Raw genomic sequence first — 25,032 nt, 5'->3', positions numbered from 1 at the left:
GTTCAGCCGAGCACCGAGGCCAGCCGCGGCCGCACCCGCTCGTCAATCATGTCGACCTCTGCCGCCGGCAACCAGCGCGCCGCATGCACCTCGGCAAGATCGGGCGACAGCGCGCCGGAAACCACCGCTGCGAAACGGATGTCGAGATGGTAATGCTCCGGCTCACCCTTCCGCGGGTTTTCCGGAATACGATGAAGATCGATGCTGACGGGCGCCGCGTCATCGGCAAGGGCTGCAACGAGCCCCGTCTCCTCCAGACATTCGCGGCGGGCGGCCTGCTGCAACGTCTCGCCGGCATCGACATGGCCGCCCGGCTGGAACCACCTGCCGGTTGCCCGGTGATGGATGAAGACCGTCTCGAGGAGATCCGCCGAAAACGGAAACAGCGAAGCCGTCACATGAACGGGATAGGTGTGGCGGCTGGTGTAGTCTCGCGGCGATGCGACGAAATCGGCGTAGCGGGTTCCATATCGGGCGTCATAGGTTACAATCAGCGTCTTGATATCGGTTGAACGCTGCATGCGCCTGCCCTCTTGAATTGATGCAACGCATGTTTGCGGTATCCTGAGGCCGACCGCGTCGCAGCTGTGGAAAGCAATCATCCTAAAGCCCGGCCCATGGTTTTCGAAACAGAATTGCGTGACGTCGGTCAGTTTTTTTGCAATTTCATATGTTTGGTAGATTTAGGCTGATAATTCAGGGTCTTGCTGCCTGTTCAATTTGGTCGCACAAGCGCTTTTTGATTGCGCGGTCAAAAAAAAACGATAGTCTCGCCCAAAGTGTGGCACCTGCGGTTGGGAGCAGGCGTGCATGAAAGGTACCAATCGACGTTCTGCGAACTCGAAGAGGATCGCGCGCGTCATGGCATGGTTGTTACGCGACGGTGATCCGTGCTTCGAGGCCGGGCTGCCGCCGCAACACCCGGGTAAGTCATCGGTCGGAGCGAGTGCCGGCCGGCCCGGATTTTCAACAAGGGGAAAATGATGAAAAAACTGAAGGCTTTGGCTCTTGCCACGAGCTTCTTCGTCGCGCTTGGCGGTGCGGCCAGCGCCAAGACGCTGGTTTACTGCTCCGAAGGTTCGCCGGAAGGCTTCGATCCGTCCGCCTATACCAGCGGCACCACCTTCGACGCATCTTCGCGTACCGTCTTCAACCGCCTGGTCGAATTCAAGCACGGCTCGACCGAAACCGAGCCCGGCCTTGCCGAGAGCTACGACGTTTCCGATGACGGCCTGGAATACACCTTCCATCTGCGTCCGGGCGTCAAGTTCCAGACCACCGATTTCTTCACGCCGACGCGTGAACTGAACGCTGACGACGTCGTGTTCTCGTTCGAGCGCCAGCTCGACAAGGACAATGAGTGGTACGCCTACGCGCCCGGCATTTCCTGGGAATATTTCGACGCGATGAGCTTCCCGAGCCTCATCTCGAGCGTCGAGAAGGTGGACGACATGACCGTCAAGTTCACCCTGACCCATCCGGAAGCGCCGTTCATCGCCGACCTCGCCATGGACTTCGCCTCGATCGTTTCCAAGGAATATGCCGACCAGCTCGCCGAAGCCGGCACCAAGGAACAGTTCAACCAGAAGCCCGTCGGCACCGGCCCGTTCCAGTTCGTCGCCTACCAGCAGGACGCCGTGATCCGCTACAAGGCCTTCGCCGACTACTGGAACGGCAAGCAGCCGATCGACGACCTCGTCTTCGCCATCACCACCGATGCCTCGGTGCGCGTGCAGAAGCTGCAGGCCGGCGAATGCCAGATCATGCCGTACCCGTCGCCGGCTGATGTCGAATCGCTGAAGGCCAACGACAGCCTGAAGGTCGAGGAAAGCGCCGGCCTGAACATCGGCTATCTCGCCTACAACACGATCCAGCCGCCCTTCGACAAGGTCGAGGTCCGCAAGGCCCTCAACATGGCGATCGACAAGCAGGCCATCATCGACGCCGTGTTCCAGGGCACCGGCCAGGTCGCCAAGAACCCGATCCCGCCGACGATGTGGTCGTATAACGACGCGGTCCAGGACGACCCCTACGATCCGGAAGCGGCCAAGAAGATGCTGGAAGACGCTGGCGTCACCGATCTTTCGATGAAGATCTGGGCAATGCCGGTGCAGCGTCCGTATAACCCGAACGCCCGCCGCATGGCCGAGCTGATGCAGTCCGACCTCGCCAAGATCGGCGTCAAGGTCGAGATCGTCTCCTACGAATGGGGCGAATATCTTGCCCGTTCGGGTGAAAAGGACCACGACGGCGCCGTCCTGCTTGGCTGGACCGGCGACAACGGCGATCCGGACAACTTCCTTGCCACGCTGCTTGGCTGCGATGCCGTCGGCACCTCTTCCAACGTCGCGGAATTCTGCTATCAGCCCTATGAGGACCTGATCCAGAAGGCAAAGATCACCTCCGATCAGGCGGAGCGCACCAAGCTCTACGAAGAGGCCCAGGTCATCTTCAAGGAACAGGCGCCGTGGGCCACCATCGCCCACTCGACGGTATTCGTGCCGATGTCGACCAAGGTCGAGAACTTCGTCATCGACCCGCTCGGCTACCACCGCTTCGACGGTGTCGACATCGCCGAATAAGGCTTGAGACAGAGAAGAGGGCCGGAAATGCGGCCCTCTTCCATTCCAGGACATCTTCATGATCAAATTTGTTCTCGGCAAGCTCCTGCTGATCGTGCCGACCTTTATCGGTATCACCATCGTCGCCTTCGGCTTTGTCCGCGTGCTGCCGGGTGATCCGATCCTCCTCATGGCCGGCGAACACGGCATCAGCCCCGAGCGATATCAGGAACTGGTGCACCAGTTCGGCTACGACAAGCCGCTCGTCGTCCAGTATCTCTCCTATGTCTGGGATCTGCTGCACGGCGATTTCGGCATTTCGCTCTCCACCAAGCAGCCCGTTCTGACCGAGTTCCTGGCGCGGTTCCCCGCGACGGCGGAACTGTCGATCTGCGCGATGATCATCGCGATCGTCATCGGCCTGCCCGCGGGCGTGCTCGCCGCCGTCAAACGTGGCTCGTGGTTCGATCAGGCCGCCATGGGCGTGGCGCTGACCGGCTATTCGATGCCGATCTTCTGGTGGGGCCTGCTGCTCATCATCCTGTTTTCCGGCATTCTTGGTTGGACGCCGGTCTCGGGCCGCATCTCGCTGCTCTATTATTTCCCCTCCGTCACCGGCTTCATGACCATCGATTCGCTGCTGTCGGGGCAGAAGGGCGCGTTCTCCTCGGCGCTGTCGCATCTCATCCTGCCATCGGTCGTGCTCGCCACCATTCCGCTTGCCGTGATCGCGCGGCAGACGCGCTCGGCGATGCTCGAGGTGATGGGCGAGGACTATGTCCGCACTGCCCGTGCCAAGGGGCTTTCCGGCGGCCGGGTTATCGGGCTTCATGCGCTCCGCAATGCGCTGATCCCGGTCATTACCACGATCGGCCTTCAGGTCGGCATGCTGATGGCGGGCGCGATCCTGACGGAGACGATCTTTTCCTGGCCGGGCATCGGCAAGTGGATGATCGATTCGATCTCGCGCCGCGACTATCCCGTGGTCCAGGGCGGTCTGGTGCTGATCGCCGGCCTCGTCATGCTGGTCAACCTTCTGGTCGACCTGGCCTATGGCCTCATCAACCCGCGCATTCGCCACCAATAGGAGGACCGCCATGACCGACCAAGTCTCCGTCGCCGCGGCCCAGCGCAAACGGGTCCGCCTGCAGATGATCGCCGAGTTCTGGCACTATTTCAGCCGGAGCAAGGGCGCCGTCATCGGCCTTGCTATCATCGTCGTGCTCGTGCTGATCGCGATTTTCGCGCCCTTCCTCGCGCCGCATGACCCCAATGCCCAGAACGTCGCCATGCGGCTCACCCCGCCGGTCTGGGAGGCGAAAGGCACGGCCACCTATCTGCTCGGCACCGATGCCGTCGGCCGCGACATGCTCTCGCGGTTGATCTACGGCTCGCGCTATTCGCTGCTGATCGGCCTCGTCGTCGTCACCATCGCACTGGTCTTCGGCATCGTGCTCGGCCTGCTCGCCGGCTACTTCCGCGGCTGGGTGGATGTCGCGATCATGCGCGTCATGGACGTCATCCTCGCCTTCCCGCCGCTGCTTCTGGCGCTGGTGCTGGTGGCCGTGCTCGGTCCCGGCCTCGTCAACGCCATGCTCGCCATCGCACTGGTGCTGCAGCCGCATTTCGCGCGGCTGACCCGTGCCGCGGTGATGGGCGAATCCCGCCGCGAATATGTGATTTCGGCCCGCGTCGCCGGTGCGCGCAACGGACGGCTGATGTTCAAGACCATCCTGCCGAACTGCCTGTCGCCGCTGATCGTTCAGGGTACGCTGTCCTTCTCGGATGCGATCCTGAACGCCGCGGCGCTCGGCTTCCTCGGCATGGGCGCCCAGCCGCCGACACCGGAATGGGGCACGATGCTGGCGGAGGCCCGCGAGTTCATCCTGTCGGCCTGGTGGGTCGTCACCTTCCCCGGTCTTGCCATCCTGATCACCGTGCTGGCGATCAATCTCGTCGGCGACGGGTTGCGCGATGCGCTCGATCCCAAGCTGAAGCGGAGCTGAGCCCATGGAAAAGCAGATGGAACCGCTCCTCGACGTCCAGAACCTTTCGGTCTCGTTTCCGACCGCCGCCGGCCAGTCGACCGTGCTCTACAACGCCTCCTACCGCATTCACCGCGGTGAGGTGCTCGCCATTGTCGGCGAGAGCGGTTCGGGCAAGTCGGTCGCCATGCTCGCCGTGATGGGGCTTCTGCCGCCAACGGCAACGGTGACCGCCGACAGCATCACCTTCGAGGGCCGCGATATCGCCAGCCTCTCGCCGAAGGCGCGCCGCAGGATCATCGGCAAGGACATCTCGATGATCTTCCAGGAGCCGATCGCCAGCCTCAATCCGTGCTTCACCGCCGGCTTCCAGATCGAGGAAGTGCTGAAGCAGCACACCAACCTCGACCGCAAGGCCCGCCACGCCCGCGCCGTCGAACTGCTTCAGGCCGTCGGCCTGCCGAATCCGGAAGACCGACTGAAGGCCTATCCGCACCAGATGTCGGGCGGCCAGTGCCAGCGCATCATGATCGCGATCGCCATGGCCTGCTCGCCGAAGCTGCTGATCGCCGACGAGCCGACCACGGCGCTCGACGTGACGATCCAGAAACAGATCCTCGAACTGCTGGCCAAGCTCCAGGAAGAGACCGGCATGGCGATGATCATGATCACCCACGACATGGGCGTGGTCGCCGAGACAGCCGACCGTGTGGTGGTGCAGTACAAGGGCCGCAAGATGGAAGAATCCGACGTCCTGACCCTCTTCGAAAACCCGAAGCATGCCTATACCAGGGCGCTGCTTTCGGCCCTGCCGGAAAACGCCACCGGCGACCGGCTGCCGACCATCGACTATTCGGCCGACTTTACGGGAGGTGCCGCATGAGCGAGATCGTCGCTGAGGGAAAGAACATCGTCCGCGACTACATCGTGCCGGGCGGCATGTTCGGCAAGCCCCGCACAGTCAGGGCGCTGAAGGGCGTCGACTTTGCCGTCGAGCGCGGCAAGACGCTGGCGCTGGTCGGTGAATCGGGCTGCGGCAAGTCCACCCTTGCCCGCATCATCACCATGATCGACGCGCAGACCGAGGGCGAACTGCAGATCGGCGGCAAGGCGATCGACATCTCGAAGCATCGCCCGACGCCCGAGATGCGCCGCAAGGTGCAGATCGTGTTCCAGAACCCGTACGGTTCGCTGAACCCGCGCCAGAAGATCGGCGACGTGCTGATGGAGCCGCTGCTGCTCAATACCGACGACACCGCCGAGGACCGGCGCGCCAAGGCGCATGACCTGTTGAAGAAGGTGGGTCTCGGGCCGGAGCATTTCGAGCGCTACCCGCACATGTTCTCCGGCGGCCAGCGCCAGCGCATCGCGATCGCCCGCGCGCTGATCCTCAATCCGAGCCTGCTGGTTCTCGATGAACCGGTCTCAGCGCTCGATCTCTCGGTGCAGGCGCAGATCCTGAACCTGCTCGCCGACCTGCAGGACGAATTCAACCTCACCTATATCTTCGTCTCCCACGACCTTTCGGTAGTGCGCTATATCTGCGACGAGATCATGGTGATGTATTTCGGCGAGGTCGTCGAACGCGGCAGCCGCGATCAGGTGTTCACCGACCCGCAGCACGACTATACGCAGACCCTGTTCAAGGCGACCCCCCGCGCCGATGTTGACCACATCCGGGCCCGGCTTGCGGCAAAGCAGGCGAAGATGGCGGCGGGGAACTGAGAGCGCGTTAAGATGCCAGCCAGCCCCACGATCGGCCAAGGCGCCGGTTGTGGGGCTGTTGTCATTGATCGGCATCGCTCCAGATCAAGACGCTCTGCGGTCAGTGCGCCCAGATATAGAGCTCTTCCTTTCCGGGAAGGAGCGTATACTCGTTGGGGTCTCCCTCATCCGGAATGAACTTCGTGGCGCCGAGGGGCACGAAATCCTCATTCTGAAAGACCATGACCTTGTAAATGCCACGGCTGGGCATGCCCGGCACCCTGATCGTGCCTGGGAGTTGCCTCACGCTTCCGGTCACAGATATCATATCGTTCTGCGTTGTATCGGGCGTCGAAAGCGACAGCGTCAGAGTCGACTTCTCGGTGAGAACGAGATCGCCTTTGATATTCAGCGTCCCGAAGAAGGGCGCAACGCCAGTGGTGATGTTGCCCGGCGAAATCGTGCCATCTTCGATGGACACTTTCGCGCCATAGCTTCCGATCGTTCCGTTTCCGGAGAGCGTGGGAGAAAATGTCTGGCTTGCCTGAATTGATGACTCCATCCGCAGACCACCGCCGAGGGTGGACGTGACATTGATGCTGCTTGTGCTCGTGGTGGTGCCGCTGAACCCGGAGGCATCTCCATTGAAATAGACGGTGCCACCGCCCTTGAATCGGATCTCGGCGCTGGAGTCCTCGCTGCTGACCTTATTGTCGAATGTCGCTTCCCTCAGGGACGATACCTCGAGTTTCGCGCCGGCCATGAGCTGGATATCGCCGGCCACGCTGCCGGAATGTAAAGACGTCCCGAGGCTCAGGGCCGTGTCCTCGTAAACGATCGTTTCGCCGGTAAAGGTCTTCTTGCCGACCAGGGTCAGTTGGCCGCCGCCCATTACCATCAGATCAGGCCCGAACCTTGGCTGGATCGGATCGTTCTCGATATTGGCGTTGATCTGCGCGAACAGACCGGAATCGACGACAATTGTGGCGTATCGGTCTGCCCGCCGCATCTGCAGACTCTCGCCACCAATGACATATCCCTGCACGTCACTGAACTCGAGAATGTGAAAGGGAACAGGCTCTGTGATAAGCACATTGCCTTTTACGGTGTTGAAAATGCCCCTGAAGATCGAGCCGTCCCAGGTGCGCTGCGTGCTACCGCATTCGTCGGTCCAGTTCGACTTTGACAGGTTCCACTCGCCGTCGCCACCATTGACGCGCCCCTCGATCTCTTCCTCACCGTTCCAGTAAACGGTGCTGGAAAGCGTTGTACTGTTGTCCTCAAAACAGCCGGCGCGCACACCAACCGGCATCGCCGCCGCAAGCCCCAGGGCCAAAAGAAAAGAATATGTGCTGCCACCCAGAACCCTTTTCTGAGCTCGTCTGCGGTCCTGTTGCGCCTGGAATGATCGTCTTGACATCCTACCCTCCGATCTGAAGCAGACGGAGAAGTCCTGGTTCTCCGTCATCGACAAAAGTGAATTGAAAGCTCTTCCTGGATTTTTACTTGCAGGTACTTGCATAGACACCGTCGCCGATGTTGATAACGATGTTGATCGCCGTGCTCGCCGGAAACGGCAAGAAACCTGCAAGCAATTGCAGCATGCTTTTGGCCTGCGGCCAGATTGAGCAGAAATTCAGGCTCGCAAATTCGGGGTTTTCCGTAAGCTCTTTGCTCGCATGCTCGGCGATAGCGGCGATGTCACCATCCGCGAATTCAAGATTTAACTTCATTACAACCTCCACTGTTGATAAAACTAACGTAAAGGTTGTATTTCAGGAGACAATAGAACTAGTAATATTTATTTTTTACAGGATAGTTTAGTATAATACTTGTAAACGGATCCCGCGCCAAATTCAAACCTGCAAGATTGGCCAGCGCCCCTACGCGAAGAATCGAAAGAAGGGGGGACACGACAACAATGAACGCATACCCGGCCAGCAGAAGAGCCTATACCTCTCGCGGAAACGCCTCGCCCGAACCGATCAGCGCCAGCCCATGGGCGATCGACAGGAGTTCGCCGCCGGTCTCGATATCGGAAAACCGGTTCTCGAAGATTTTTCGCACCGCCGGCACGAACGAGGTGCCGCCGGTGAGGAACACCTTGTCGATTTCAGCGGGTTGCAGCCCGGCGCCTTCGATCGCCTCGTCGAGGGCGGCCTCCATCTGGCCGAGTTCACCGGCAATCCAGCCCTCGAAATCGCCACGGCGGATGGTGCGGCGACTGTCGCGGCCAAGCGGCGCGAAGAAGAACTCGGCCTCGTCTGCCTCCGACAGCGCCCGCTTGGTGGCCGAGACGGCCTCGTAAAGCGGGTAGCCCTCGTCGTTTTCGATCAGTTCGATGAAAAGCTCCAGCGCATCCGGATCGGTCGCATCGCGCACCAGGCTCTTCAGGTCTGTAAAGTCGCGAGTGGTCTTGAAGATCGAGAGCTGGCTCCAGCGGCCGAAATTGGCATAGTAGTTCGACGGCACGTCGAGCGTCTTGCCAAAGCTTTTGTAATGCGTGCCCTTGCCGATCATCGGGCTCACCACATTGTCGATGATGCGGTAGTCGAACATGTCGCCAGCAACGCCGACGCCGGAATGGGAGAGCGGCTCGGCTTCAAGCCTGCCCTCCGTTCTGGAAAACCGGATGATCGAATAGTCCGTTGTGCCGCCGCCGAAATCGGCGACCAACACATTGGCATCGCTTTTCAGGCGCTCGGCGAAATACCAGGCCGCCGCCACCGGCTCCAGCACGAAGCGGATTTCGGGAAAGCCGAAGCGCGACAGCGCCTCGTTATAGCGTTCGAGCGCCAGATCCTCATCCGCGCCGATGCCGGCGAAGCGCACCGGCCGGCCCGCGACGACACGGGAGACCTCGGTCGGCCAGCCCTCGCCGGCATAGGTCATCAGCTTTTCCAGGAACACGGCCATCAGGTCGGCGAAGGTGTGGCGCCGGCCGAGCACGGCGGTTTCCCTGAAAAGCGGGCTCGCCGCATAGGTCTTGATCGACTGCAGGAAACGGCACTCGCCGGGATGATCGATGAGGATTCTGATCGCGGCCGCACCGGCCTCCGTCAGAAGCGGCGCGCCGACGGCAGCCTGGCGGTCCTTCATGAAGGAAAGACAGGTGCGCATCGTGTCGGTCACGCCCGCGCGGCTTTCGAAGGTGAGAGACCGGGTCTCGCCCTCGGTCTTGCCGGGAATTGCGATCACGGTATTGGTCGTACCGAAGTCGAGGCCGAGCGCGGTCATGATGCCGTCCTTTGAGGTGTGGAAGGGCGGCGTTTATACGCCCCTGAAGCCCGAAAGCAACCCGGCTTCCACGCGCGGCGCACAAAAAAGCCGCCGCAAAAGGCTGCGGCGGCTTCTTTCGGACGCAGGTCGCTTCAAAGCGCCGGCATGCGTCCGTTACGGCGGGCATCGGCCATCAGTGCCGCGATCGCGCAGGAGCCGATGCGGGCTTCCGGGCCATCGGCGCGGCTGGTCAGGATGATCGGAATGCGTGCGCCGATGATGATGCCCGAAGAGGTGGCGCCGCCGAGCAGGACCAACTGCTTGGCCAGCATGTTGCCGGATTCGAGATCGGGCGTCAGCAGGATGTCGGCATCGCCCGAAACTCTGGAGGTGATGCCCTTGATCTTCGCGGCCTCAAGGCTGATCGCGTTGTCGAAGGCAAGCGGGCCATCGACGATCGCATTGGTGATCTGGCCGCGATCGGCCATCTTCGACAGGCAGGCGGCGTCGATGGTCGACTGGATCGCCGGATTGACGGTTTCCACGGCCGAAAGCACGGCCACCTTCGGAATGATGTCGACGTCGGAAATCGCCCGCATCAGGTCGATGGCGTTCTGGGCGATATCGACCTTGGTGGCGAGGTCCGGCTTGATGTTCATCGCCGCGTCGGTGATGAAAAACGGCTTCGGATATTCCGGGTCGACCATGGCGAAGACGTGGCTGATGCGCCGGCCGGTCCTGAGGCCGGCATCCTTCTTCAGCACCGCGCCCATGTATTCGTCGGTGTGCAGGCTGCCCTTCATCAGCGCCTCGGCCTCGCCCTTGCTGGCAAGCGCCACGGCCTGGGCCGCGGAGGCATGGCTGTGCGGGGTATCGACGATCTTGTAATCGGAAATGTCGATGCCGTGCTCGTCGGCGATCGCCCGGATCTTGGCCTCGGGGCCGACCAGGATCGGCACGATCAGGTTTTCATGGGCCGCCTCGACGGCGCCCAGAAGCGCATCACGGCTGCAGGGGTGAACAACGGCGGTGGCGATGGCGGGCTTCTGCGCTGCGCGCTCGATGAAATTCTTGTTGAAGCCGGCGACGTCGAATTTTTCGGCCATTGTCTGGAACTCCTTGGTTCATAACGTATGGGCTTGGCGGGGAGGCCTGGCCGCAGCGCCGGACACAGGCCGGGCCTGCGGACGGAAGGGTCTTGCCATCTCTCGCTTTTCGCCCTTTCAGGGTTTGGGAAGGCCGCCGGAGCGCGGCTTTCGAAGTTGACCTACGACTTAAGGCTAAGTTTTTCCTGCGACCTTGAGCAAGATCAACTCATCTGCCAAGGTTTGGGCGCGTTTGCGTGAAAGGTTTCAACATGTCCGTGGCCGAAAGCATAGCCCGGAAGCGGATAAATTGCATGACAGGAGGTGGTTTGATGCGCGCGAAATACCGGATGCTGGCCGTGGCAGCAACAATGGGGCTTGGCGCAGTGCAGCCGGCGCTGGCTTCGACGATCGAGATCACGCTGCCGGGAGAGACCGAAGTCGGCGATATCGACGCCACCTATGACTGCGGCGACTTCACGCTTGAGGCACACTATATCAACAGCGGCGACGTTTCCCTGGCAACGCTTGCCTGGCAAGAGCAGTTCGCGGTCGCAAGCGAGGTCATCTCCGGCTCCGGCGCACGCTATGCCGCCGGGCCTTATATCTGGTGGGTCAAGGGCGATACGGCAACGCTTTACGACAGCTTCAAGGGCCCCGACGATCCAGGCATCGCCTGCAAGACCACCACCCCCTAGAGACGCAGCCTTGCGCAATTTCGTCATCCTTTCCGGCTGTTCCGGCGGCGGCAAGTCGACGCTGCTTGCCGAACTCGGCCGGCGCGGCCACCTGATCGTGGAAGAGCCGGGGCGGCGGATCGTCGCCGAGGCGCTTGCCGGCGACGGCGCCACCCTGCCCTGGGTGGATATGGCCGCCTTTGCCCGCCGTGCCATCGAAATGGCGCTCGCCGACCGGAAAGCGATGTGTGCGCAAACCGGCCTCGTCTTCTTCGATCGCGGCCTTCTCGATGCCATCGCCGGGCTTGCCCATGCGACCGGCAACGCGACGCTGCCGCGCGAAGCGCTCACCTGCCGGTTCAACCGGCAGGTCTTCATGACGCCGCCCTGGCCCGCGATCTATCGCAACGATCCCGAACGCAGGCACGGGCTGGAGGACGGGATCGCCGAATACGAGCGGCTGATGGCCTTCTACCCGCGCCTTGGCTACAGCCCGGTGGTGTTGCCGAAGACGGATGTCGCGGCCCGCGCCGATTTCGTGCTGACCGCGCTTGGCGCCTGAGCCGGAAGCTTCACTGGAACCGGCCGCCGCGCTGCAGCACCTCGATCTTGTAGCCGTCCGGATCCGTGACGAAGAAGAAGCGGGCGAACACGGCGCCTTCCCGCTCCATCGAGACGAGCTTTCCGACCGGTATGCCGAGATCGATGAGACGCTGGTGCTCGGCGGCAACATCCTCGACCGACACCGCCAGATGGCCATAGCCATCGCCAAGGTCATAGGCCGCCTCGCGACCCGCGTTGACGGTGAACTCCAGCTCGAAACCGGTCTCGGCATTGGCGAGATAGACAAGCGTGAAGCCATCGAAGGGATAGCGATCGACCACTTCCAGGCCAAACAGCAGCTTGTAGAAATCGGCGGAGCGGGTTTCATCCAGCACCCGGATCATCGTGTGGATCATCTTGGCCATGGCGGCGGTTTCCTCGTTCGGTTCATCGGCAGGCGACCCTACGCGATCGCCGTCGCCAGGCAAAGCGTCCTTCCGCCACATCAGCCTTGACCCGCGGCACGCCCGCCGCTATCGCCGGAAGCTAGTTTCGGGGAGAGGCAGTCATCATGGTGGCATTGAGCCGTTCATCGGGTATCGGGCTGTGTGTCGCCGCGGTCGCAACGCTTTCCGGCGTCGACGCGCTCGCCAAGGCGCTGGGCGCGGAGCTCTCGAGCTTTCAGGTCGTTTTCCTGCGCTACACCGTCGCCTCGCTGTTTCTGGCGCTGTTCGTGGCGCTTTACGTGCGGCAGTGGCCGAAACGCGGATACCTGAGGGCGCATGCGCTGCGCGGCTTCCTGGCGGCAGCGACGGCCAGCAGCTTCTTCTACGGGCTTGCCGGCATGCCGCTGGTGATGGCGCTGGCGCTCGCCATGACCGGCCCGATCTACATGGCTGTGCTCGGCACGCTGCTTTTGAAAGAACGTCCCGGACGTCATCTGGTCGCGGCGATTGTGCTGGCGTTTGCCGGCTCCGCCATCATCGTCCTCACGCGCGGTACCGGGCTTGCCGGCCCGCCGGTCGCCCCGCTTGCGATTGCCGCCGGCCTTCTCGCCCCGGTCATCTATGCGCTGGCGGCGATCGCGATGAAGCAGAATTCGACCAGCGATCATCCAGCCGTGCTGAGCCTGATGCAGGCTATGTTTGCGGCACTATTCTCGCTGCCGATGGCCCTTTCCGTGTGGCAGGCGCCGCCGGCTCACCTTTCCGTCCAGATTACGCTGATCGGGCTTTGCGGCGCGGTCGGCTTCATCTTCCTGATCGCCGGCCTTGCCCGCATACCGGTCTCGCTCTATGCCGTCATCGACTATTCGTCACTCGTCTGGGCCGGGCTCTACGGCTACATCTTCTTCGCCGAACTCCCGACGCTGCCGACGCTTTTCGGCGCCGCGCTGATCATCATGGCCTGCGCGCTTTCGGCCCGCGAATAGGCAGAGCCGACCTCTTCACTTGAACATTGGCGCAGATTGTCTCATATGCATGCACGCGGCCAACGCCGCCGAAACGGGCGCGCCGCGCCGAGCCGACAGGTGAAACTTGGACGATATCCCAGCCGAAATGCGCGATGCCAACCGCAAGGCCCAGCAGCGCCAGACGATCATGAAGGCCGTGAACGACATTCTTGTCGCCCTCGGCGAGGATCCGTCGCGCGAGGGTCTGCGCGATACCCCGCTGCGCGTCGCCAAGATGTATCAGGAAGTGTTTTCCGGCCGCGAGGAAGACCCGCGCACGCATCTGCAGACGGTCTTCGCCGAGGAAGGCCACGGCGATGTCGTCATCGTCAAGGACATCCCCTTCCATACGATGTGCGAGCATCATCTGCTGCCGTTCTTCGGCAAGGCCCATATTGCCTATCTGCCCGACGGCGGCCGGCTGACCGGGCTTTCCAAGCTTGCTCGCGTCGTCGATACGCTGGCGCGCCGGCCGCAGCTGCAGGAACGGCTCACCGGCCAGATCGCCGATGCCATCAACGACGCGCTGGCACCCCGTGGGGTGATGGTGCTGGTCGAGGCGGAACACATGTGCATGGCGATGCGCGGCATCAAGGCGCACGGCTCCAGGACCGTCACCCTGGTCACCCGCGGCATCTACGACAACGACCGCGACCAGCGCGCCGAAATCCTCGGCCTGCTCGAACGCCAGAGCTGAGCGGCAGCGGGAACGCGGCCCGCATTTTTTTGAACGCCAGCTTCCAAGGCGCTTGAAAAACCGTGCCGGAGCCTGTAACAGCCTTCAGCGAAAGCGCATCCCGCTTTCCGCCGCTTTAGCTCAGTTGGTAGAGCACATCATTCGTAATGATGGGGTCACGTGTTCGAGTCACGTAAGCGGCACCAGCTTTTCCGTGAAATTTCCTCTGCTTGACCGCGACCGACGCATGAGCGTGTTCGTCACTGTTTACGGTTGGCGCGGCAGTAAAAGTCGGGCAGATTGGGCGGAATGCGCGTCCGGATCGATGAGTGTCGCGCCCCGGGGAGGCCTGATGCACATCATTCACGATACGATCGCGCTGATGGAGCCCTATCTGCGACATTACGGGCTCTTTGCGCTGCTCGTCATCATCTACCTGGAATCGCTCGGCGCGCCGCTTCCCGGCGAGAGCGCGCTGATCGGCGCCGCGCTGCTGGCGGCCGACGGGCAGCTTCCGATCGTCGGCGTGTTTCTGGTCGTAGTCGTTGCCGCCGTGGCCGGCGACAGCACCGGCTATCTCATCGGCCGCTATGGCGGCCGGGCCGTGATCCAGCGTTTCGGTCGCTATATCGGCCTGACCGACGAGCGCCAGCGATGGATCGAGGGGCTTTACGAAAAGCACGGCGCGCTCGTCGTCGTCGGCGCCCGTTTCGTGGTCGTGCTCCGGCAGCTGAACGGCATTGCCGCCGGCACGATGGCCATGCGCTGGCATGCGTTCTTCATCGCCAATCTTGCCGGCGCGCTGCTTTGGGCGGCGGTTTGGACCACCATTCCCTATTTCTTCGGCGACGTCATCGCCCAACATTTCGGCCTGCACCCCATGCCCGCCGCGAAATAGGCGATCAACCGGGCTGCGTGGCAAGCCGCGTGGCGCCGGGGCGCTTCAGGAAGAACTGGGCAAGGGCGGCCAGCAGGCACATCAGTCCGGCAATCTGCAGGGCCGGCATATAGGTGTTGAAATCGCTCTTGAAGACGCCGGCGCCGAATGCGGCGGTGGCCGCACCCAGCTGGTGGCCGGTAAACACCCAGCCGAAGATCAGCCCGGCCTTTTCCCTGCCGAAATTCTCGGCCGCGAGCTTCACCGTCGGCGGCACGGTGGCCACCCAGTCGAGGCCGTAGAACACAGCAAACAGCGACAGTTCGAGGAAGGTAAAGCCGGAAAACGACAGGTAAAGCAGCGACAGGCCGCGGAAGCCATAGAAGAAGAACAGGAGCAGGCGGTTGTCATAACGGTCCGAAAGCCAGCCGGCGAAGATCGTGCCGACGAAATCGAACAGGCCAATGACGGCAAGCGTGCTGGCAGCCATCACCGCCGTCAGCCCGAAATCGCCGCAGATCGAGATCCAGTGGGTCTGGATCAGTCCATTGGTGGAAAGGCCGCAGACGAAAAAGCTGCCGAACAACACCCAGAACACCGGGCTCGTTGCCGCCTCCTTCAGCACGATGAGCGGCGAGGCAAGTGTCGCCAGCAGCTTGTGATCCTGACTGACCGGCGCCTCGACCGCCGTTTCACCATAGACCGGCAGGCCGACATCCGACGGCCGGTCGCGCATTAAAAGCAGCACCAGCACCATGGCCGTGACGATGACGGCGACGCAGAGCGTCAGTGCCGCGCGCCAGCCATAGGCTTCCGTCAGCGCCGCCAGGATCGGCAGAAACACGAGCTGTCCGGTGGCATTGCTTGCCGTCATCAGGCCGACGACGAGACCGCGGCGCTTCGAAAACCAGCGCGAGGCGACCGTGGCGCCGAGCACCAGCGCGGTCATTCCCGTGCCAACGCCGATGACCACGCCCCAGAGCGCCACAAGCTGCCAGACCTCGGTCATGACGAGCGACAGGCCGATGCCGCCGACGATCAGCGCCAGCGCCGTCACCACCACCTGGCGGACGCCGAAATGGTTCATGAACGCTGCGGCGAACGGACCGAGCAGGCCGAAAAGCACCAGCCGGATCGCCATCGCCGTCGAGATATCGGCAATATCCCAGCCGAATTCGTCATGCAGCGGCTGGATCATCACACCGGCCGAGCCCATCGCGCCGGCGGTCGCCAGCATGGTCAGGAAGGTGGTCGCGGCCACCAGCCAGCCGTAATGGATATTCCGCGCCGCCATCCACCGGGCGATTGTGTTGGAAAGCATCGGGTATGTCCTCTCAAGCGCCGTTCGGGCGGAAGAAGCATGTCCGTTCTTTCTTCGCATAAGTCAATATCAGGCTATGGCCGTCTTGCCGGGGCGCGGAAATGGCGACGTCCTGCTTTGATGTCTGGCTCATTTGTTTTACCGTCCCATCGCCGACCAACCTGTTGAGATCACCATGCATCCAGTGCCTGCCGCCATACTTGAAAGTGAGCGACTGTCCTATTCCGTTTTCGAGCCCGGCGATGCGGCGATGCTTGCCGCCCTCCATTCGACACCCGAGGGCGAGCGCTATCTTTTCCGGGATGGCATGCTGTGGAGCGAAGCTTATGCAGCATCGGAAATCGCCAAATGGCGCGAGACCTACGCCCGGCATGGATACAGCAAGTTCAAGCTGGTGCGGAAGGCGGATGGCGCCTTCATCGGCCGCGCCGGTTTCGGCTTTCATGAAGACGGCAGCGTTGCCGAACTCGGTTACACGATCATCCGCAGCGAATGGGGCCAGGGCTATGCGACGGAAGCCGCCGCAGCGCTTGCACGCTGGTTTCTGGAAAAGCGGATCGGCAACCGATTCATTGCCTTCGCCGTTCCCGAAAACGGGGCCTCCGTCGCCGTGCTGCGCAAGATCGGCATGCGGGAAACGGCGCCTATCACGGTCAAGGGCATCATCTGCACCAGCTTCGAGATGGATGCGGCGGATCTGACCTCATTGAACCGATGACGCGGAAGGCGTCAGCCCCAGAGCGCCGGCTCCGGCGGGAACATCACCGAGCCCTCGAAGCGGATCGGGTGGTCGCGATCGCCTGCAAGCAGAAGCGGGCCATCGAGATCGATGAAGGGGGCGCCGGCGCCGACCAGCATGGCGGGTGCCATGGCAAGCGAGGTGCCGAGCATGCAGCCGACCATGATGCGGAAACCGGCCGCCTCGGCCTCTTCGCGCAGCCTGAGCGCCTCTGTAAGTCCGCCGGTCTTGTCGATCTTGATGTTGATGGCGTCGTACTTGCCCTTCAGGCCTTCAAGCGAGTGGCGATCGTGGCAACTCTCGTCGGCGCAGACCGGCAGCGGCCGATCGATGTGCCGCAGCGCCTCGTCATCGCCGGCGGGCAGCGGCTGTTCGACCAGCGCGACGCCGATCGAGACGAGCTCCGGCGCCAGCGCCTGATAGGCCTCGACCGACCAGCCCTCGTTCGCATCGACAATGATGGTGGATTCCGGCGCGCCGGTGCGCACGGCGCGGATCCGCTCAAGATCGCCTTCCGAGCCGAGCTTGACCTTCAAAAGCGGCCGATGGGCATTCTCGGCAGCCTGATTGCGCATCTTCTCCGGCGTGCCGAGCGAGATCGTGTAGGCGGTCGTCAGCGGCCCTGGTTCGGCAAGGCCGGCGAGCTGCCAGACCGGCTTGCCGGCGCGCTTGGCTTCCAGATCCCAGAAGGCGCAGTCGAGTGCATTGCGAGCCGCCCCCGGCTTCAACCGCTCCTGCAGGCCGAAGCGGGTGAGCCCGGCGGCGAGCTCCGCTTCCAGCGCAAGGATCGTGGCGATCACGCCATCGACGGTCTCGTGATAGCGGGCATAGGGCACGGATTCGCCGCGCCCCGTATATATGCCGTCGGAAAGCTCGACCGTGACGACGCGGATCTCGGTGCGCGAACCGCGCGAGATCGTAAAGCTTCCCGCGACCGGAAACACATCCTCGCGGACGGAGAGCGAAAGCCCGGTCATAGCGCCGCCAGCGCATCCGCCAGGCGCTCGGCGCCGTGGCGGAACGGATCGACGGTCGGAAGCCCCATGCGCTCCTCGGTCTCGCGGCAGATCGCCAGCGCCTCGTCATCCGACATGCCGTAGGTGTTGAGCGAGATGCCGACGACCTCGCAGGCCGGGTTGACGATGCGCGCGACCTGCAGCGCCAGATCGCGCAGCGCCTCAAGGCTTGGCAGCTGGTAATCCGGCAGGCCACGCATATGCGGCCGGTTCGGCACGTGGCAGAGCACCAGCGCATCCGGCTGGCCGCCATGGACCAGCGCCATCGTCACGCCGGAATAGGAGGCGTGGAACAGGCTGCCCTGGCCCTCGATCAGGTCCCAGTGATCGGGTTCGTTGTCGGGGGTGAGATATTCGATCGAGCCGGCCATGAAGTCCGCGATCACCGCATCGAGCGGCACGCCCTCGCCAGTGACCAGGATGCCGGTCTGGCCGGTGGCGCGGAAGGTGGCCTTCATGCCTTTCTCGCGCATCGCCTTTTCGACGCAGAGCGCGGTGTACATCTTGCCGACCGAGCAATCCGTGCCGACGGCGAGCATGCGCTTGCCGGTGCGCTTCTTGCCATTGGCGATCGGATACTGAACGGAGGGGATGCGGACATCATGCAGCGTGCGGCCGAGTTCCTTGGCCTTTTCGGCGAGATCGGGCTCGTTGCGCAGCAGATTGTGCAGGCCGGAGGCCAGATCGAGGCCGGCCTCGAGCGCCTCGATCAGCACGCTCTTCCACGAAGGCGAGATGATGCCGCCGCGATTGGCCACGCCGATCACCAGCGTCTTCACGCCCTTGTCCACGGCCTCGGCGATCGAAAGATCCGGCAGGCCGAGATCAGCCTTGCAGCCCTCAAGCCGGAACTGGCCGATGGCATATTCCGGCCGCCAGTCCTTGATGCCCTGCGCCACCTTGGCGGCAAGGCCATCGGGCGCATCGCCGAGGAAGAGAAGATAGGGTGTTTCGATCATCTGCCGTGCCCTTTTCGCAAAACCAGCCGTCACGCGTCATTTCGCGGCGGCAATTTGCGGTGACGATATCGTGGCGGAGCCGCCATGGTCAAGAGCGTGGTGGACAAGATTGCGCGTTCGAATGCATACGCAGCAGAATCATCGAATTTTGATGATATGTTCGTAGAAAGCGCGAACTTTGGCGCATATGGAAGCGAAATCCGCGTCAGCCTTTCGCCGACGCGGATTGCAAAGACCTCAGCCGCGGCCGAAGTCGTCGACGAGGCGGATGATGTCGTCTTCGCCGAGATAGGAGCCGGTCTGGACCTCGATCAGTTCGAGCGTGATCTTGCCCGGATTATAGAGCCGGTGGACGGCGCCGAGCGGGATGTAGATCGACTGGTTCTCGGTGAGCTGCGTGACGTTCTCGTCAACCGTCACCTCGGCCGTGCCAACGACGATGATCCAGTGCTCGGCGCGGTGATGGTGCTTCTGCAGCGACAGCTTCTTGCCGGGCTTGACGAAGATCCGCTTGGCCTGGAAACGTTCGCCCTTGATGATCGAGGTATAGCCGCCCCACGGCCGGTAGGCGGTCGGATGCTCCTCGGCAAGCGCCCTGGTTTCCTTGGCACCCTTCAGCACCTTGACGATATTGCCGACATTCTGGCTGTCTTCGAGCTTGCCGACATAGACGGCATCTTCGGAGGCGATCACCGCCATGCCGTCGAGGCCCTGCATGGCGACATGCATGTCGCGCGAGATCACCAGCGAGTTCTGCGTGTCGAGCAGCGTCGCATCGCCGGAGACGACATTGCCGCTTGCATCCTGATCGCCATCCTTCCAGATCGCATCCCAGGAGCCGAGATCCGACCAGGTGAAGGCCGACGGCACGACGGCGGCTGCAGACGTCTTTTCCATCACCGCATAGTCGATGGAAATGTCCGGGCACTGGGCGAAGGTTTCCTTGTCGAGGCGGGTGAAGTCGAGTTCGAGGTCGCTCTCGTCCTTCAGCACGGCCTGTTCGGCGAACGCGAACACCTCGGGGGCGTATTTCTCCAGTTCGCGGATCAGCACGGCGACCGGGAACATGAACATGCCGGAGTTCCAGGTGTAGTTGCCGGCCGCCAGCATCTCTTCCGCTTTTTCCTGCGCCGGCTTCTCGACGAAGCGGGCGACCTTGCGGGCGCCCGACGGCAGTTCCTCGCCGGCCTCGATATAGCCGAAACCGGTGGCGGGCTCGGTCGGCTCGATGCCGAAGGTGACGAGCTTGCCGGTTTTGGCCGCGGCAAGGGCGGTATCGATCGCGCCAAAGTAATCCGCGCCAGCATCGATCTCGTGGTCGGAGGCGAGCACCTGCATGATCGCGTCCTCGCCGAAATTGGCGCGCACCATGGCGGCAGCAGCCGCCACGGCCGGTGCGGTGTTGCGGGCGATCGGCTCCAGGATCACGCCGGAAAGCTCGATGTCGAGTTCGCGCGCCTGCTCGGCGGCAAGGAAGCGGAAGTCCTCATTGGTCAGAACGATCGGCGCTTCGTAGCGGTCGCTGTCGGAAAGACGCTCCAGCGTCTTCTGATAGAGCGTCTTCGGGCCGAGGAAGCGGATGAACTGTTTCGGCGCGGTGGCGCGCGACAGCGGCCACAGGCGCGTGCCCTTGCCGCCGGCCATGATGACGGGAACGATCTTGTTGGTCATGGTGCTCAAACTCCGGAATTCAAAAAGGTCATGGGTTCAAAAAGGTTCACGCCGAAAAGCCTTCGATGAGGGCGAGGCCTTCTCTCAGAAGGGCGCCTGCGGCCTCGGCCGTTTCGGCCTCGACATAGCAGCGCATTTCCGGCGCATTGCCCGAGGGGCGGAAATGGATGATGCGGCCATCTTCGAGCGTCACCCGAAGGCCGTCGATATCGCTCTTTGCAGCCGGCTTGCCGATCGGCGCGAGGAAGCTTTCGAGATTGTCGTCGCTGTTGCGAAGATAGTCCATCAGCGCGGCACTGCGCTCCTGGGCAAAATCCTTGATGCGGTCGGCATCGGCGACCGGAAGGCTGTAGGCCCTGGCCAGCTCCGACATCGGCCGCTTGTCCTTTGCCGCGAGGTAGAGGGCGGAGAGCACCGGCAGGAAGCAGTCGCGGGTCGGCAGCGCGGCAATGGTCTCGCCGGCCGGTCGGAACGGCGAGGCCGTCAGCAGTCCGCCATTGGCCTCGAAACCCATCACGCCGTCCTTGTCGGCCGAAAGCGCCTCGCTCATGGCAGCGATCACATAGGGCGAACCGACGCGGGTGCGGATCACCTCGAAATCGCCGTTCTTCTCGATGCCGGAATTGGAGGTGACGGGGGTGACGACGACCCTGGCGCCGAGGAAATTGGCCGTCATCAGGCCGACAAGATCGCCCCGGAGCGGCGTGCCGGTCTCGTCCGCCACGAGCGGCCGGTCGGCATCGCCATCGGCGGAGATGATCGCATCAAGCCCGTGCTCCTTCGCCCAGCCCTTCAGCAGCGTCACGGTCTCCGACGAGACGGCCTCGGTATCGACCGGGACGAAGGTTTCGGAAAAGCCGAGCGGGGTGACGTCAGCGCCATAATGCTCCAGCACGGCGATGAACAGGTCGCGGGCGACCGTCGAATGCTGGTAGACGCCGATCTTCATGCCCGAAAGCGCGTCATCGGGCAGGATATCGGTGCAGCGCACGCCGAAATGGGCGAGTGCCTCGCTCGATTCATCCTCGCCTTTGGCCGTCGTGACCGTGACGTCGCCGGAAAGCGTCTCCGCAAAGCGCGAGATCGCCTCCTCGTCTTCCTTGCTGATCTCGCCGGCCGGCAGATAGAACTTGATGCCGTTGCGGTCGGCCGGGATATGCGAGCCGGTGATCATCACCGAGGCGGCCTTGCGCTTCAGCCCGTAAAAGGCGAGCGCCGGCGTCGGCAGCGCGCCGCAATCGATCGGGGTCAGTCCCGCCGCCGCAATCGCCCCCATGGCGTTGGCGGCAATCGCCGGGCTCGAATCCCGGTAGTCCTGCCCGACGAGGACGGCATCGCCCTTGCTGGCATGTCCGGCTTTCTGCAGATGATGGCAGAAGGCCTTGGTGTAACGATAAGATGGTTCTCCGATAAGGTCAGCCGACAGGCCACGAAGCCCGCTGGTGCCGAATTTGATGCTCATGAATACGGTTTGTCCCACTTTTTTGCGCGTCCACCGGCCGCGCCTGACTGCATTTGGGAGCGGCCGATAACAGCGCTCCGTCTCTGACTACAAGGCGCCCGGGGGCACCGAGAAAATGTCTGTTGCCGAGGAAACACCCCAGCCCAATACAAACGTGCAACCGTCATGAAAGTTCCACCTGCCGTCGTAGCAGACGATCGCCCGCGGCTCATTGTGCTTGAGGGGAGCCGGTTTGCAACTGTCTATTTCGGGGCTGACCCCACGGCTGTGGCGGGACACCGAGCCACCGACAAAAAATTTCAACTGAACGCTTGCCGAACCGGGCGGGCTGTTTTATAGAGCAGCCGCTGGTCACGGAGTGTAGCGCAGTCTGGTAGCGCACCTCGTTCGGGACGAGGGGGTCGCGTGTTCGAATCACGCCACTCCGACCATCAAATTTCCCCGATTTTTCCGATAGATTTCGTGCCTGCGGGCCGTGGCTTTTCATCAAAGCTCGCGGATCGGGCGGAAGCTCCTGCGATGCAGCGGGCATGGGCCCGCCTCGCTAATCGCCGTCAGGTGACGGGCAGTGCCATAGCCGGAATGGATGTCGAAGCCGTAGGCCGGATAGAGCGTGCCGGCGGCGGCCATCATCCGGTCGCGCGTGACCTTGGCGACGATCGACGCTGCAGCGATCGACAACGAGCGCGCATCCCCCTTGATCACGGCGTCGGCGCGGCAGGCGATGTTCGGCGGCCGGTCCCGGCCGTCGGTCAGCACCAGTGCCGGCGGGACGCAGAGCCCCATGACGGCACGGCGCATCGCATCGAGGCTTGCCGCCAGGATGTTGATGCGGTCGATCAGGGCCGGACCGCTGGAAGCGACCGAGATCGATGCATGCTCCATGATCAGATCGAACAGCTCGGCCCGCCGTTTTGCCGAAAGTTTCTTGGAATCGTTCAGGCCGTCCGGAATGCGATCGGGATCGAGGATCACCGCCGCCGCGACAACCGGACCGGCGAGCGGACCACGACCGGCCTCATCGCAGCCGGCCACCGGCCAGAGGCCGCGCCCGCGGGCGGCAAGCTCCATCGAAAAGTCCGGGCCCTGCGGCGCAAGGTCGAACAGGAGAGGAGAATCGGAAGGCGCGCTCAAAGACATGATGTCATTTCGCACAGCCTTCCGATCTCCTGCAAGTCCCCTTATGGTTGGCGGCAAGGGGACTTCTTCGGCGGGCCAGGGAAGCCGGCCGGTAAGGCAACTGAAAATGCAGGTTTCAGAAGAGGTTGAGCTGGGTGCCGCCGCTGTCCGGCGAGACGAACAGATCGTCGCGCAGCGCCACCGAGCGCCGCATCAGCCCGAGCCGCTTGACGGCGATTTCGAAACGGCGTGCCAGCTGCCAGGCATAGGGACCGCTGCCCTTCATCCGCTTGCCGAATTCGGCATCATAGTCCTTGCCGCCGCGCATCGAGCGGATCAGGCTCATCACATGACGATAGCGCTCTGGATGATGCTCCAGCAGCCAATCCTTGAACAGCGGCGCCACTTCGAGCGGCAGACGCAGCAGGATATAGCTCGCCTCGGTGGCACCCGCCGCCTTGCCGCTGTCGAGGATCCGCTCCATTTCATGATCGTTCAGCGCCGGAATGACCGGCGCCAGCGAAATGCCGACCGGAACGCCGGCCTCGCTCAACGCCCTGATTGTCTCCAGCCGGCGCGGCGGCGTCGCAGCACGCGGTTCCATGGCCCGGGCAAGCTTGCGATCGAGCGTCGTCACCGACATGGTCACCTTCACCAGCCGCTTCTCCGCCATCGCGGAAAGGATGTCGAGATCGCGCAGCACCAGCGCCGACTTGGTGGTGATGGCAACGGGATGATTGGCGTCGGCGAGCACTTCCAGCACCTGCCGCATGATCCGCCAGTCTTTCTCGACCGGCTGATACGGATCGGTATTGGTGCCGATCGCGATCGTCTTCGCATGGTAACCGGGCTTCGACAGCTCGCGGGCGAGCTGGCGGGCGGCATCCGGCTTGGCAAACAGCCTGGTCTCGAAGTCGAGCCCGGCCGAAAGCCCCATGAAACCGTGGCTCGGCCGCGCGAAACAATAGATGCAGCCATGCTCGCAGCCGCGATAAGGGTTGACCGAGCGCTCGAACGGCACATCCGGCGAGGTGTTGCGGGTGATGATCGACTTCACCTTCTCCACCTGCACCTCGGTCGCAAGCGGCGGCAGCTCCTCGTCCATCGCCCAGCCGTCGTCGAAACGCGCGCGCGCGAGCGGCTCGAAACGACCGTCCGGATTGGCCGTCGCCGCGCGGCCGCGCCGGCGGTCCTTCTCGACGGTTTCGAAATGGACCGGCTGCGGGCCGACACCGTCGGACAGAATATTGAAGACGTCGTCCATGTTGATCTCCCGGCGGCCCGGCCGCCATGGTTGCCGGCCCCGTCGCCAGGGCTTTCCAACAACAATCCTGAGGAATCTATAGCCCACGAACGAGAACAAATCAAGAACATTAACCGTGATGCTTGGCAAGCTAGCCATGCTCTGCATATGTAGGGACATGCTGAGCGTCATCATCGAATGCGATAACAACGAAGCCGAGCTTGCCCATTCGCTTTCCGCACTGGTCACGGGTGCGGTCGAGGGGCTTGTCAGCGATGTCATTGTGTTGGACCACGGCTCTGCCGATGGCAGCGAACGGGTCGCGGAAGCAGCTGGCTGCCGCTATTTCCGAAGCTGGAATCTTGAACAGGTGATCGCGGAGACGCGGGGTGACTGGATCATGGTGCTCGAGCCCGGCGCAAGGCCGCTCACGGGCTGGGTCGAAGCGGTGTCCGAGCATATCGCGACCGACAGCCGGCCGGCCCGGTTCTCCTGCTCGCGCCACCACCGCATGCCATTCTGGAACCGGTTGTTTTCACGCCGCTGCCCGCTCGAAGTGGGCCTGATCATGCCGAAGGCGGCGGCGCGGGAGCGCGCGGCGGCAAGCGGCCCCTCGCCCTTCACGCTGGCCGGGCGTATGGTCACTCGGCGTCTCAGCTGCGAGCTCGTGCCGGCACGGGTGATGATGCGGGTCTAGAGCGCGTCCGGGAAAGTGGGTACCG

General features: G+C 62.9%; 25 protein-coding genes and 2 tRNA genes. 14 read left to right on the top strand and 13 right to left on the bottom strand.

Annotation, left to right across the window (positions count from 1 at the left end; all coding sequences use genetic code 11):
* Positions 1-2: 2 nt before the first annotated feature.
* The gene (locus tag TM49_RS05765; RefSeq protein ID WP_052699725.1) at positions 3-521 is read right to left on the bottom strand and encodes an NUDIX hydrolase; all 519 of its coding nucleotides are present in this window, start codon (positions 519-521) and stop codon (positions 3-5) included.
* A 462-nt stretch (positions 522-983) separates the two neighbouring features.
* On the opposite strand from TM49_RS05765, the gene TM49_RS05760 reads away from it, so the two are divergent.
* The 5 genes from TM49_RS05760 to TM49_RS05740 are packed head-to-tail and all read left to right on the top strand — an operon-like array spanning position 984 to position 6,271.
* Positions 984-2,582, top strand: a complete 1,599-nt coding sequence (locus TM49_RS05760; protein WP_045684825.1) for an ABC transporter substrate-binding protein — start codon at positions 984-986, stop codon at positions 2,580-2,582.
* A 58-nt stretch (positions 2,583-2,640) separates the two neighbouring features.
* A complete protein-coding gene (locus TM49_RS05755) occupies positions 2,641-3,648 on the top strand; it encodes an ABC transporter permease subunit (RefSeq protein WP_045679922.1) in 1,008 nt (335 codons plus the stop codon).
* 10 nt (positions 3,649-3,658) lie between these two features.
* Complete coding sequence (locus TM49_RS05750; RefSeq protein ID WP_045679921.1) at positions 3,659-4,567, top strand: ABC transporter permease subunit; 909 nt, start codon at positions 3,659-3,661, stop codon at positions 4,565-4,567.
* Between the two features lie 4 nt (positions 4,568-4,571).
* Positions 4,572-5,429: an ABC transporter ATP-binding protein gene (locus tag TM49_RS05745; RefSeq protein WP_052699724.1), complete on the top strand. Its 858-nt coding sequence runs from the start codon at positions 4,572-4,574 to the stop codon at positions 5,427-5,429.
* A complete protein-coding gene (locus tag TM49_RS05740; protein WP_045679920.1) occupies positions 5,426-6,271 on the top strand; it encodes a dipeptide ABC transporter ATP-binding protein in 846 nt (281 codons plus the stop codon). The genes TM49_RS05745 and TM49_RS05740 overlap by 4 nt, the downstream gene beginning before the upstream one ends.
* 100 nt (positions 6,272-6,371) lie before the next feature.
* Here the strand turns inward: TM49_RS05740 and TM49_RS05735 are convergent, their stop codons facing one another.
* The 4 genes from TM49_RS05735 to TM49_RS05720 all read right to left on the bottom strand — a co-directional run bounded on the left by TM49_RS05735 (position 6,372) and on the right by TM49_RS05720 (position 10,575).
* Complete coding sequence (locus TM49_RS05735) at positions 6,372-7,670, bottom strand: hypothetical protein (RefSeq protein WP_144409483.1); 1,299 nt, start codon at positions 7,668-7,670, stop codon at positions 6,372-6,374.
* Between the two features lie 82 nt (positions 7,671-7,752).
* Positions 7,753-7,983 carry a hypothetical protein gene (locus TM49_RS05730; protein ID WP_045679918.1) on the bottom strand — a complete coding sequence of 77 codons (231 nt, stop codon included), beginning with the start codon at positions 7,981-7,983 and terminating at the stop codon, positions 7,753-7,755.
* 217 nt (positions 7,984-8,200) lie between these two features.
* Positions 8,201-9,490: an Hsp70 family protein gene (locus TM49_RS05725; RefSeq protein WP_162484894.1), complete on the bottom strand. Its 1,290-nt coding sequence runs from the start codon at positions 9,488-9,490 to the stop codon at positions 8,201-8,203.
* 131 nt (positions 9,491-9,621) lie between these two features.
* Positions 9,622-10,575, bottom strand: a complete 954-nt coding sequence (locus TM49_RS05720; RefSeq protein ID WP_045679916.1) for a bifunctional enoyl-CoA hydratase/phosphate acetyltransferase — start codon at positions 10,573-10,575, stop codon at positions 9,622-9,624.
* 311 nt (positions 10,576-10,886) lie between these two features.
* Here TM49_RS05720 and TM49_RS05715 point away from each other — a divergent pair, with 311 nt between their 5' ends.
* Both TM49_RS05715 and TM49_RS05710 read left to right on the top strand, forming a co-directional pair.
* Complete coding sequence (locus TM49_RS05715) at positions 10,887-11,252, top strand: MliC family protein (RefSeq protein WP_052699723.1); 366 nt, start codon at positions 10,887-10,889, stop codon at positions 11,250-11,252.
* Positions 11,253-11,262: 10 nt separating this feature from the next.
* Positions 11,263-11,793 carry an AAA family ATPase gene (locus TM49_RS05710; protein ID WP_045679915.1) on the top strand — a complete coding sequence of 177 codons (531 nt, stop codon included), beginning with the start codon at positions 11,263-11,265 and terminating at the stop codon, positions 11,791-11,793.
* 10 nt (positions 11,794-11,803) lie between these two features.
* On the opposite strand, the gene TM49_RS05705 is transcribed toward TM49_RS05710, so the two are convergent.
* Positions 11,804-12,199: a VOC family protein gene (locus TM49_RS05705; RefSeq protein WP_045684821.1), complete on the bottom strand. Its 396-nt coding sequence runs from the start codon at positions 12,197-12,199 to the stop codon at positions 11,804-11,806.
* A 146-nt stretch (positions 12,200-12,345) separates the two neighbouring features.
* Between TM49_RS05705 and TM49_RS05700 the strand changes: the two genes are divergently transcribed.
* From TM49_RS05700 to TM49_RS05685, 4 genes are all read left to right on the top strand, one after another.
* Positions 12,346-13,206, top strand: a complete 861-nt coding sequence (locus TM49_RS05700) for a DMT family transporter (protein ID WP_045679914.1) — start codon at positions 12,346-12,348, stop codon at positions 13,204-13,206.
* A 169-nt stretch (positions 13,207-13,375) separates the two neighbouring features.
* On the top strand, positions 13,376-13,924 hold the full coding sequence (folE, locus tag TM49_RS05695; RefSeq protein ID WP_483127879.1) for a GTP cyclohydrolase I FolE: 549 nt from the start codon (positions 13,376-13,378) through the stop codon (positions 13,922-13,924).
* A gap of 109 nt (positions 13,925-14,033) precedes the next feature.
* A tRNA-Thr gene (locus tag TM49_RS05690) sits at positions 14,034-14,109 on the top strand.
* A 167-nt stretch (positions 14,110-14,276) separates the two neighbouring features.
* Positions 14,277-14,801, top strand: coding sequence for a DedA family protein (locus TM49_RS05685; protein ID WP_425283286.1), 525 nt, complete (start codon positions 14,277-14,279; stop codon positions 14,799-14,801).
* A gap of 4 nt (positions 14,802-14,805) precedes the next feature.
* On the opposite strand, the gene TM49_RS05680 is transcribed toward TM49_RS05685, so the two are convergent.
* Positions 14,806-16,101 (bottom strand): MFS transporter, encoded by a 1,296-nt coding sequence (locus TM49_RS05680; protein WP_045679911.1) that lies wholly within the window; start codon positions 16,099-16,101, stop codon positions 14,806-14,808.
* A gap of 175 nt (positions 16,102-16,276) precedes the next feature.
* Between TM49_RS05680 and TM49_RS05675 the strand changes: the two genes are divergently transcribed.
* Positions 16,277-16,819 carry a GNAT family N-acetyltransferase gene (locus TM49_RS05675; RefSeq protein ID WP_045679910.1) on the top strand — a complete coding sequence of 181 codons (543 nt, stop codon included), beginning with the start codon at positions 16,277-16,279 and terminating at the stop codon, positions 16,817-16,819.
* Between the two features lie 11 nt (positions 16,820-16,830).
* Here TM49_RS05675 and dgcA read toward each other — a convergent pair whose 3' ends face one another.
* The 4 genes from dgcA to TM49_RS05655 form a co-directional block, all read right to left on the bottom strand.
* Positions 16,831-17,817: an N-acetyl-D-Glu racemase DgcA gene (gene dgcA / locus TM49_RS05670; protein ID WP_045679909.1), complete on the bottom strand. Its 987-nt coding sequence runs from the start codon at positions 17,815-17,817 to the stop codon at positions 16,831-16,833.
* The gene (gene dgcN, locus TM49_RS05665; protein WP_045679908.1) at positions 17,814-18,815 is read right to left on the bottom strand and encodes an N-acetyltransferase DgcN; all 1,002 of its coding nucleotides are present in this window, start codon (positions 18,813-18,815) and stop codon (positions 17,814-17,816) included. The genes dgcA and dgcN overlap by 4 nt, the downstream gene beginning before the upstream one ends.
* Before the next feature lie 237 nt (positions 18,816-19,052).
* Positions 19,053-20,486, bottom strand: a complete 1,434-nt coding sequence (locus TM49_RS05660; RefSeq protein ID WP_045679907.1) for a mannose-1-phosphate guanylyltransferase/mannose-6-phosphate isomerase — start codon at positions 20,484-20,486, stop codon at positions 19,053-19,055.
* Positions 20,487-20,532: 46 nt separating this feature from the next.
* A complete protein-coding gene (locus TM49_RS05655; RefSeq protein WP_045679906.1) occupies positions 20,533-21,948 on the bottom strand; it encodes a phosphomannomutase in 1,416 nt (471 codons plus the stop codon).
* Between the two features lie 354 nt (positions 21,949-22,302).
* Between TM49_RS05655 and TM49_RS05650 the strand changes: the two genes are divergently transcribed.
* A tRNA-Pro gene (locus tag TM49_RS05650) sits at positions 22,303-22,379 on the top strand.
* A gap of 55 nt (positions 22,380-22,434) precedes the next feature.
* Here the strand turns inward: TM49_RS05650 and TM49_RS05645 are convergent.
* The gene (locus TM49_RS05645; protein WP_045679905.1) at positions 22,435-23,088 is read right to left on the bottom strand and encodes a ribonuclease HII; all 654 of its coding nucleotides are present in this window, start codon (positions 23,086-23,088) and stop codon (positions 22,435-22,437) included.
* A 115-nt stretch (positions 23,089-23,203) separates the two neighbouring features.
* Positions 23,204-24,331 carry a PA0069 family radical SAM protein gene (locus TM49_RS05640; protein ID WP_082074628.1) on the bottom strand — a complete coding sequence of 376 codons (1,128 nt, stop codon included), beginning with the start codon at positions 24,329-24,331 and terminating at the stop codon, positions 23,204-23,206.
* Between the two features lie 157 nt (positions 24,332-24,488).
* Between TM49_RS05640 and TM49_RS05635 the strand changes: the two genes are divergently transcribed.
* Positions 24,489-25,007 (top strand): glycosyltransferase, encoded by a 519-nt coding sequence (locus TM49_RS05635; protein WP_045679904.1) that lies wholly within the window; start codon positions 24,489-24,491, stop codon positions 25,005-25,007.
* Positions 25,008-25,032: the final 25 nt, after the last annotated feature.

The organism is Martelella endophytica (genome assembly GCF_000960975.1).
GTDB lineage: Bacteria > Pseudomonadota > Alphaproteobacteria > Rhizobiales > Rhizobiaceae > Martelella > Martelella endophytica.
The sequence above is the reverse complement of the archived record's forward strand: the minus strand, read 5'-3'. Positions and strand labels throughout refer to the sequence as shown.

What these genes read in the sequence shown, in the direction of transcription:
- TM49_RS05765 (WP_052699725.1), bottom strand. Translation starts at nt 521, where the DNA reads ATGCAGCGTTCAACCGATATCAAGACGCTGATTGTAACCTATGACGCC.
- TM49_RS05760 (WP_045684825.1), top strand. Translation starts at nt 984, where the DNA reads ATGAAAAAACTGAAGGCTTTGGCTCTTGCCACGAGCTTCTTCGTCGCG.
- TM49_RS05755 (WP_045679922.1), top strand. Translation starts at nt 2,641, where the DNA reads ATGATCAAATTTGTTCTCGGCAAGCTCCTGCTGATCGTGCCGACCTTT.
- TM49_RS05750 (WP_045679921.1), top strand. Translation starts at nt 3,659, where the DNA reads ATGACCGACCAAGTCTCCGTCGCCGCGGCCCAGCGCAAACGGGTCCGC.
- TM49_RS05745 (WP_052699724.1), top strand. Translation starts at nt 4,572, where the DNA reads ATGGAAAAGCAGATGGAACCGCTCCTCGACGTCCAGAACCTTTCGGTC.
- TM49_RS05740 (WP_045679920.1), top strand. Translation starts at nt 5,426, where the DNA reads ATGAGCGAGATCGTCGCTGAGGGAAAGAACATCGTCCGCGACTACATC.
- TM49_RS05735 (WP_144409483.1), bottom strand. Translation starts at nt 7,670, where the DNA reads ATGTCAAGACGATCATTCCAGGCGCAACAGGACCGCAGACGAGCTCAG.
- TM49_RS05730 (WP_045679918.1), bottom strand. Translation starts at nt 7,983, where the DNA reads ATGAAGTTAAATCTTGAATTCGCGGATGGTGACATCGCCGCTATCGCC.
- TM49_RS05720 (WP_045679916.1), bottom strand. Translation starts at nt 10,575, where the DNA reads ATGGCCGAAAAATTCGACGTCGCCGGCTTCAACAAGAATTTCATCGAG.
- TM49_RS05715 (WP_052699723.1), top strand. Translation starts at nt 10,887, where the DNA reads ATGCGCGCGAAATACCGGATGCTGGCCGTGGCAGCAACAATGGGGCTT.
- TM49_RS05705 (WP_045684821.1), bottom strand. Translation starts at nt 12,199, where the DNA reads ATGGCCAAGATGATCCACACGATGATCCGGGTGCTGGATGAAACCCGC.
- TM49_RS05700 (WP_045679914.1), top strand. Translation starts at nt 12,346, where the DNA reads ATGGTGGCATTGAGCCGTTCATCGGGTATCGGGCTGTGTGTCGCCGCG.
- folE (WP_483127879.1), top strand. Translation starts at nt 13,376, where the DNA reads ATGAAGGCCGTGAACGACATTCTTGTCGCCCTCGGCGAGGATCCGTCG.
- TM49_RS05680 (WP_045679911.1), bottom strand. Translation starts at nt 16,101, where the DNA reads ATGCTTTCCAACACAATCGCCCGGTGGATGGCGGCGCGGAATATCCAT.
- TM49_RS05675 (WP_045679910.1), top strand. Translation starts at nt 16,277, where the DNA reads ATGCATCCAGTGCCTGCCGCCATACTTGAAAGTGAGCGACTGTCCTAT.
- dgcA (WP_045679909.1), bottom strand. Translation starts at nt 17,817, where the DNA reads ATGACCGGGCTTTCGCTCTCCGTCCGCGAGGATGTGTTTCCGGTCGCG.
- dgcN (WP_045679908.1), bottom strand. Translation starts at nt 18,815, where the DNA reads ATGATCGAAACACCCTATCTTCTCTTCCTCGGCGATGCGCCCGATGGC.
- TM49_RS05660 (WP_045679907.1), bottom strand. Translation starts at nt 20,486, where the DNA reads ATGACCAACAAGATCGTTCCCGTCATCATGGCCGGCGGCAAGGGCACG.
- TM49_RS05655 (WP_045679906.1), bottom strand. Translation starts at nt 21,948, where the DNA reads ATGAGCATCAAATTCGGCACCAGCGGGCTTCGTGGCCTGTCGGCTGAC.
- TM49_RS05645 (WP_045679905.1), bottom strand. Translation starts at nt 23,088, where the DNA reads ATGTCTTTGAGCGCGCCTTCCGATTCTCCTCTCCTGTTCGACCTTGCG.
- TM49_RS05640 (WP_082074628.1), bottom strand. Translation starts at nt 24,331, where the DNA reads ATGGACGACGTCTTCAATATTCTGTCCGACGGTGTCGGCCCGCAGCCG.
- TM49_RS05635 (WP_045679904.1), top strand. Translation starts at nt 24,489, where the DNA reads ATGCTGAGCGTCATCATCGAATGCGATAACAACGAAGCCGAGCTTGCC.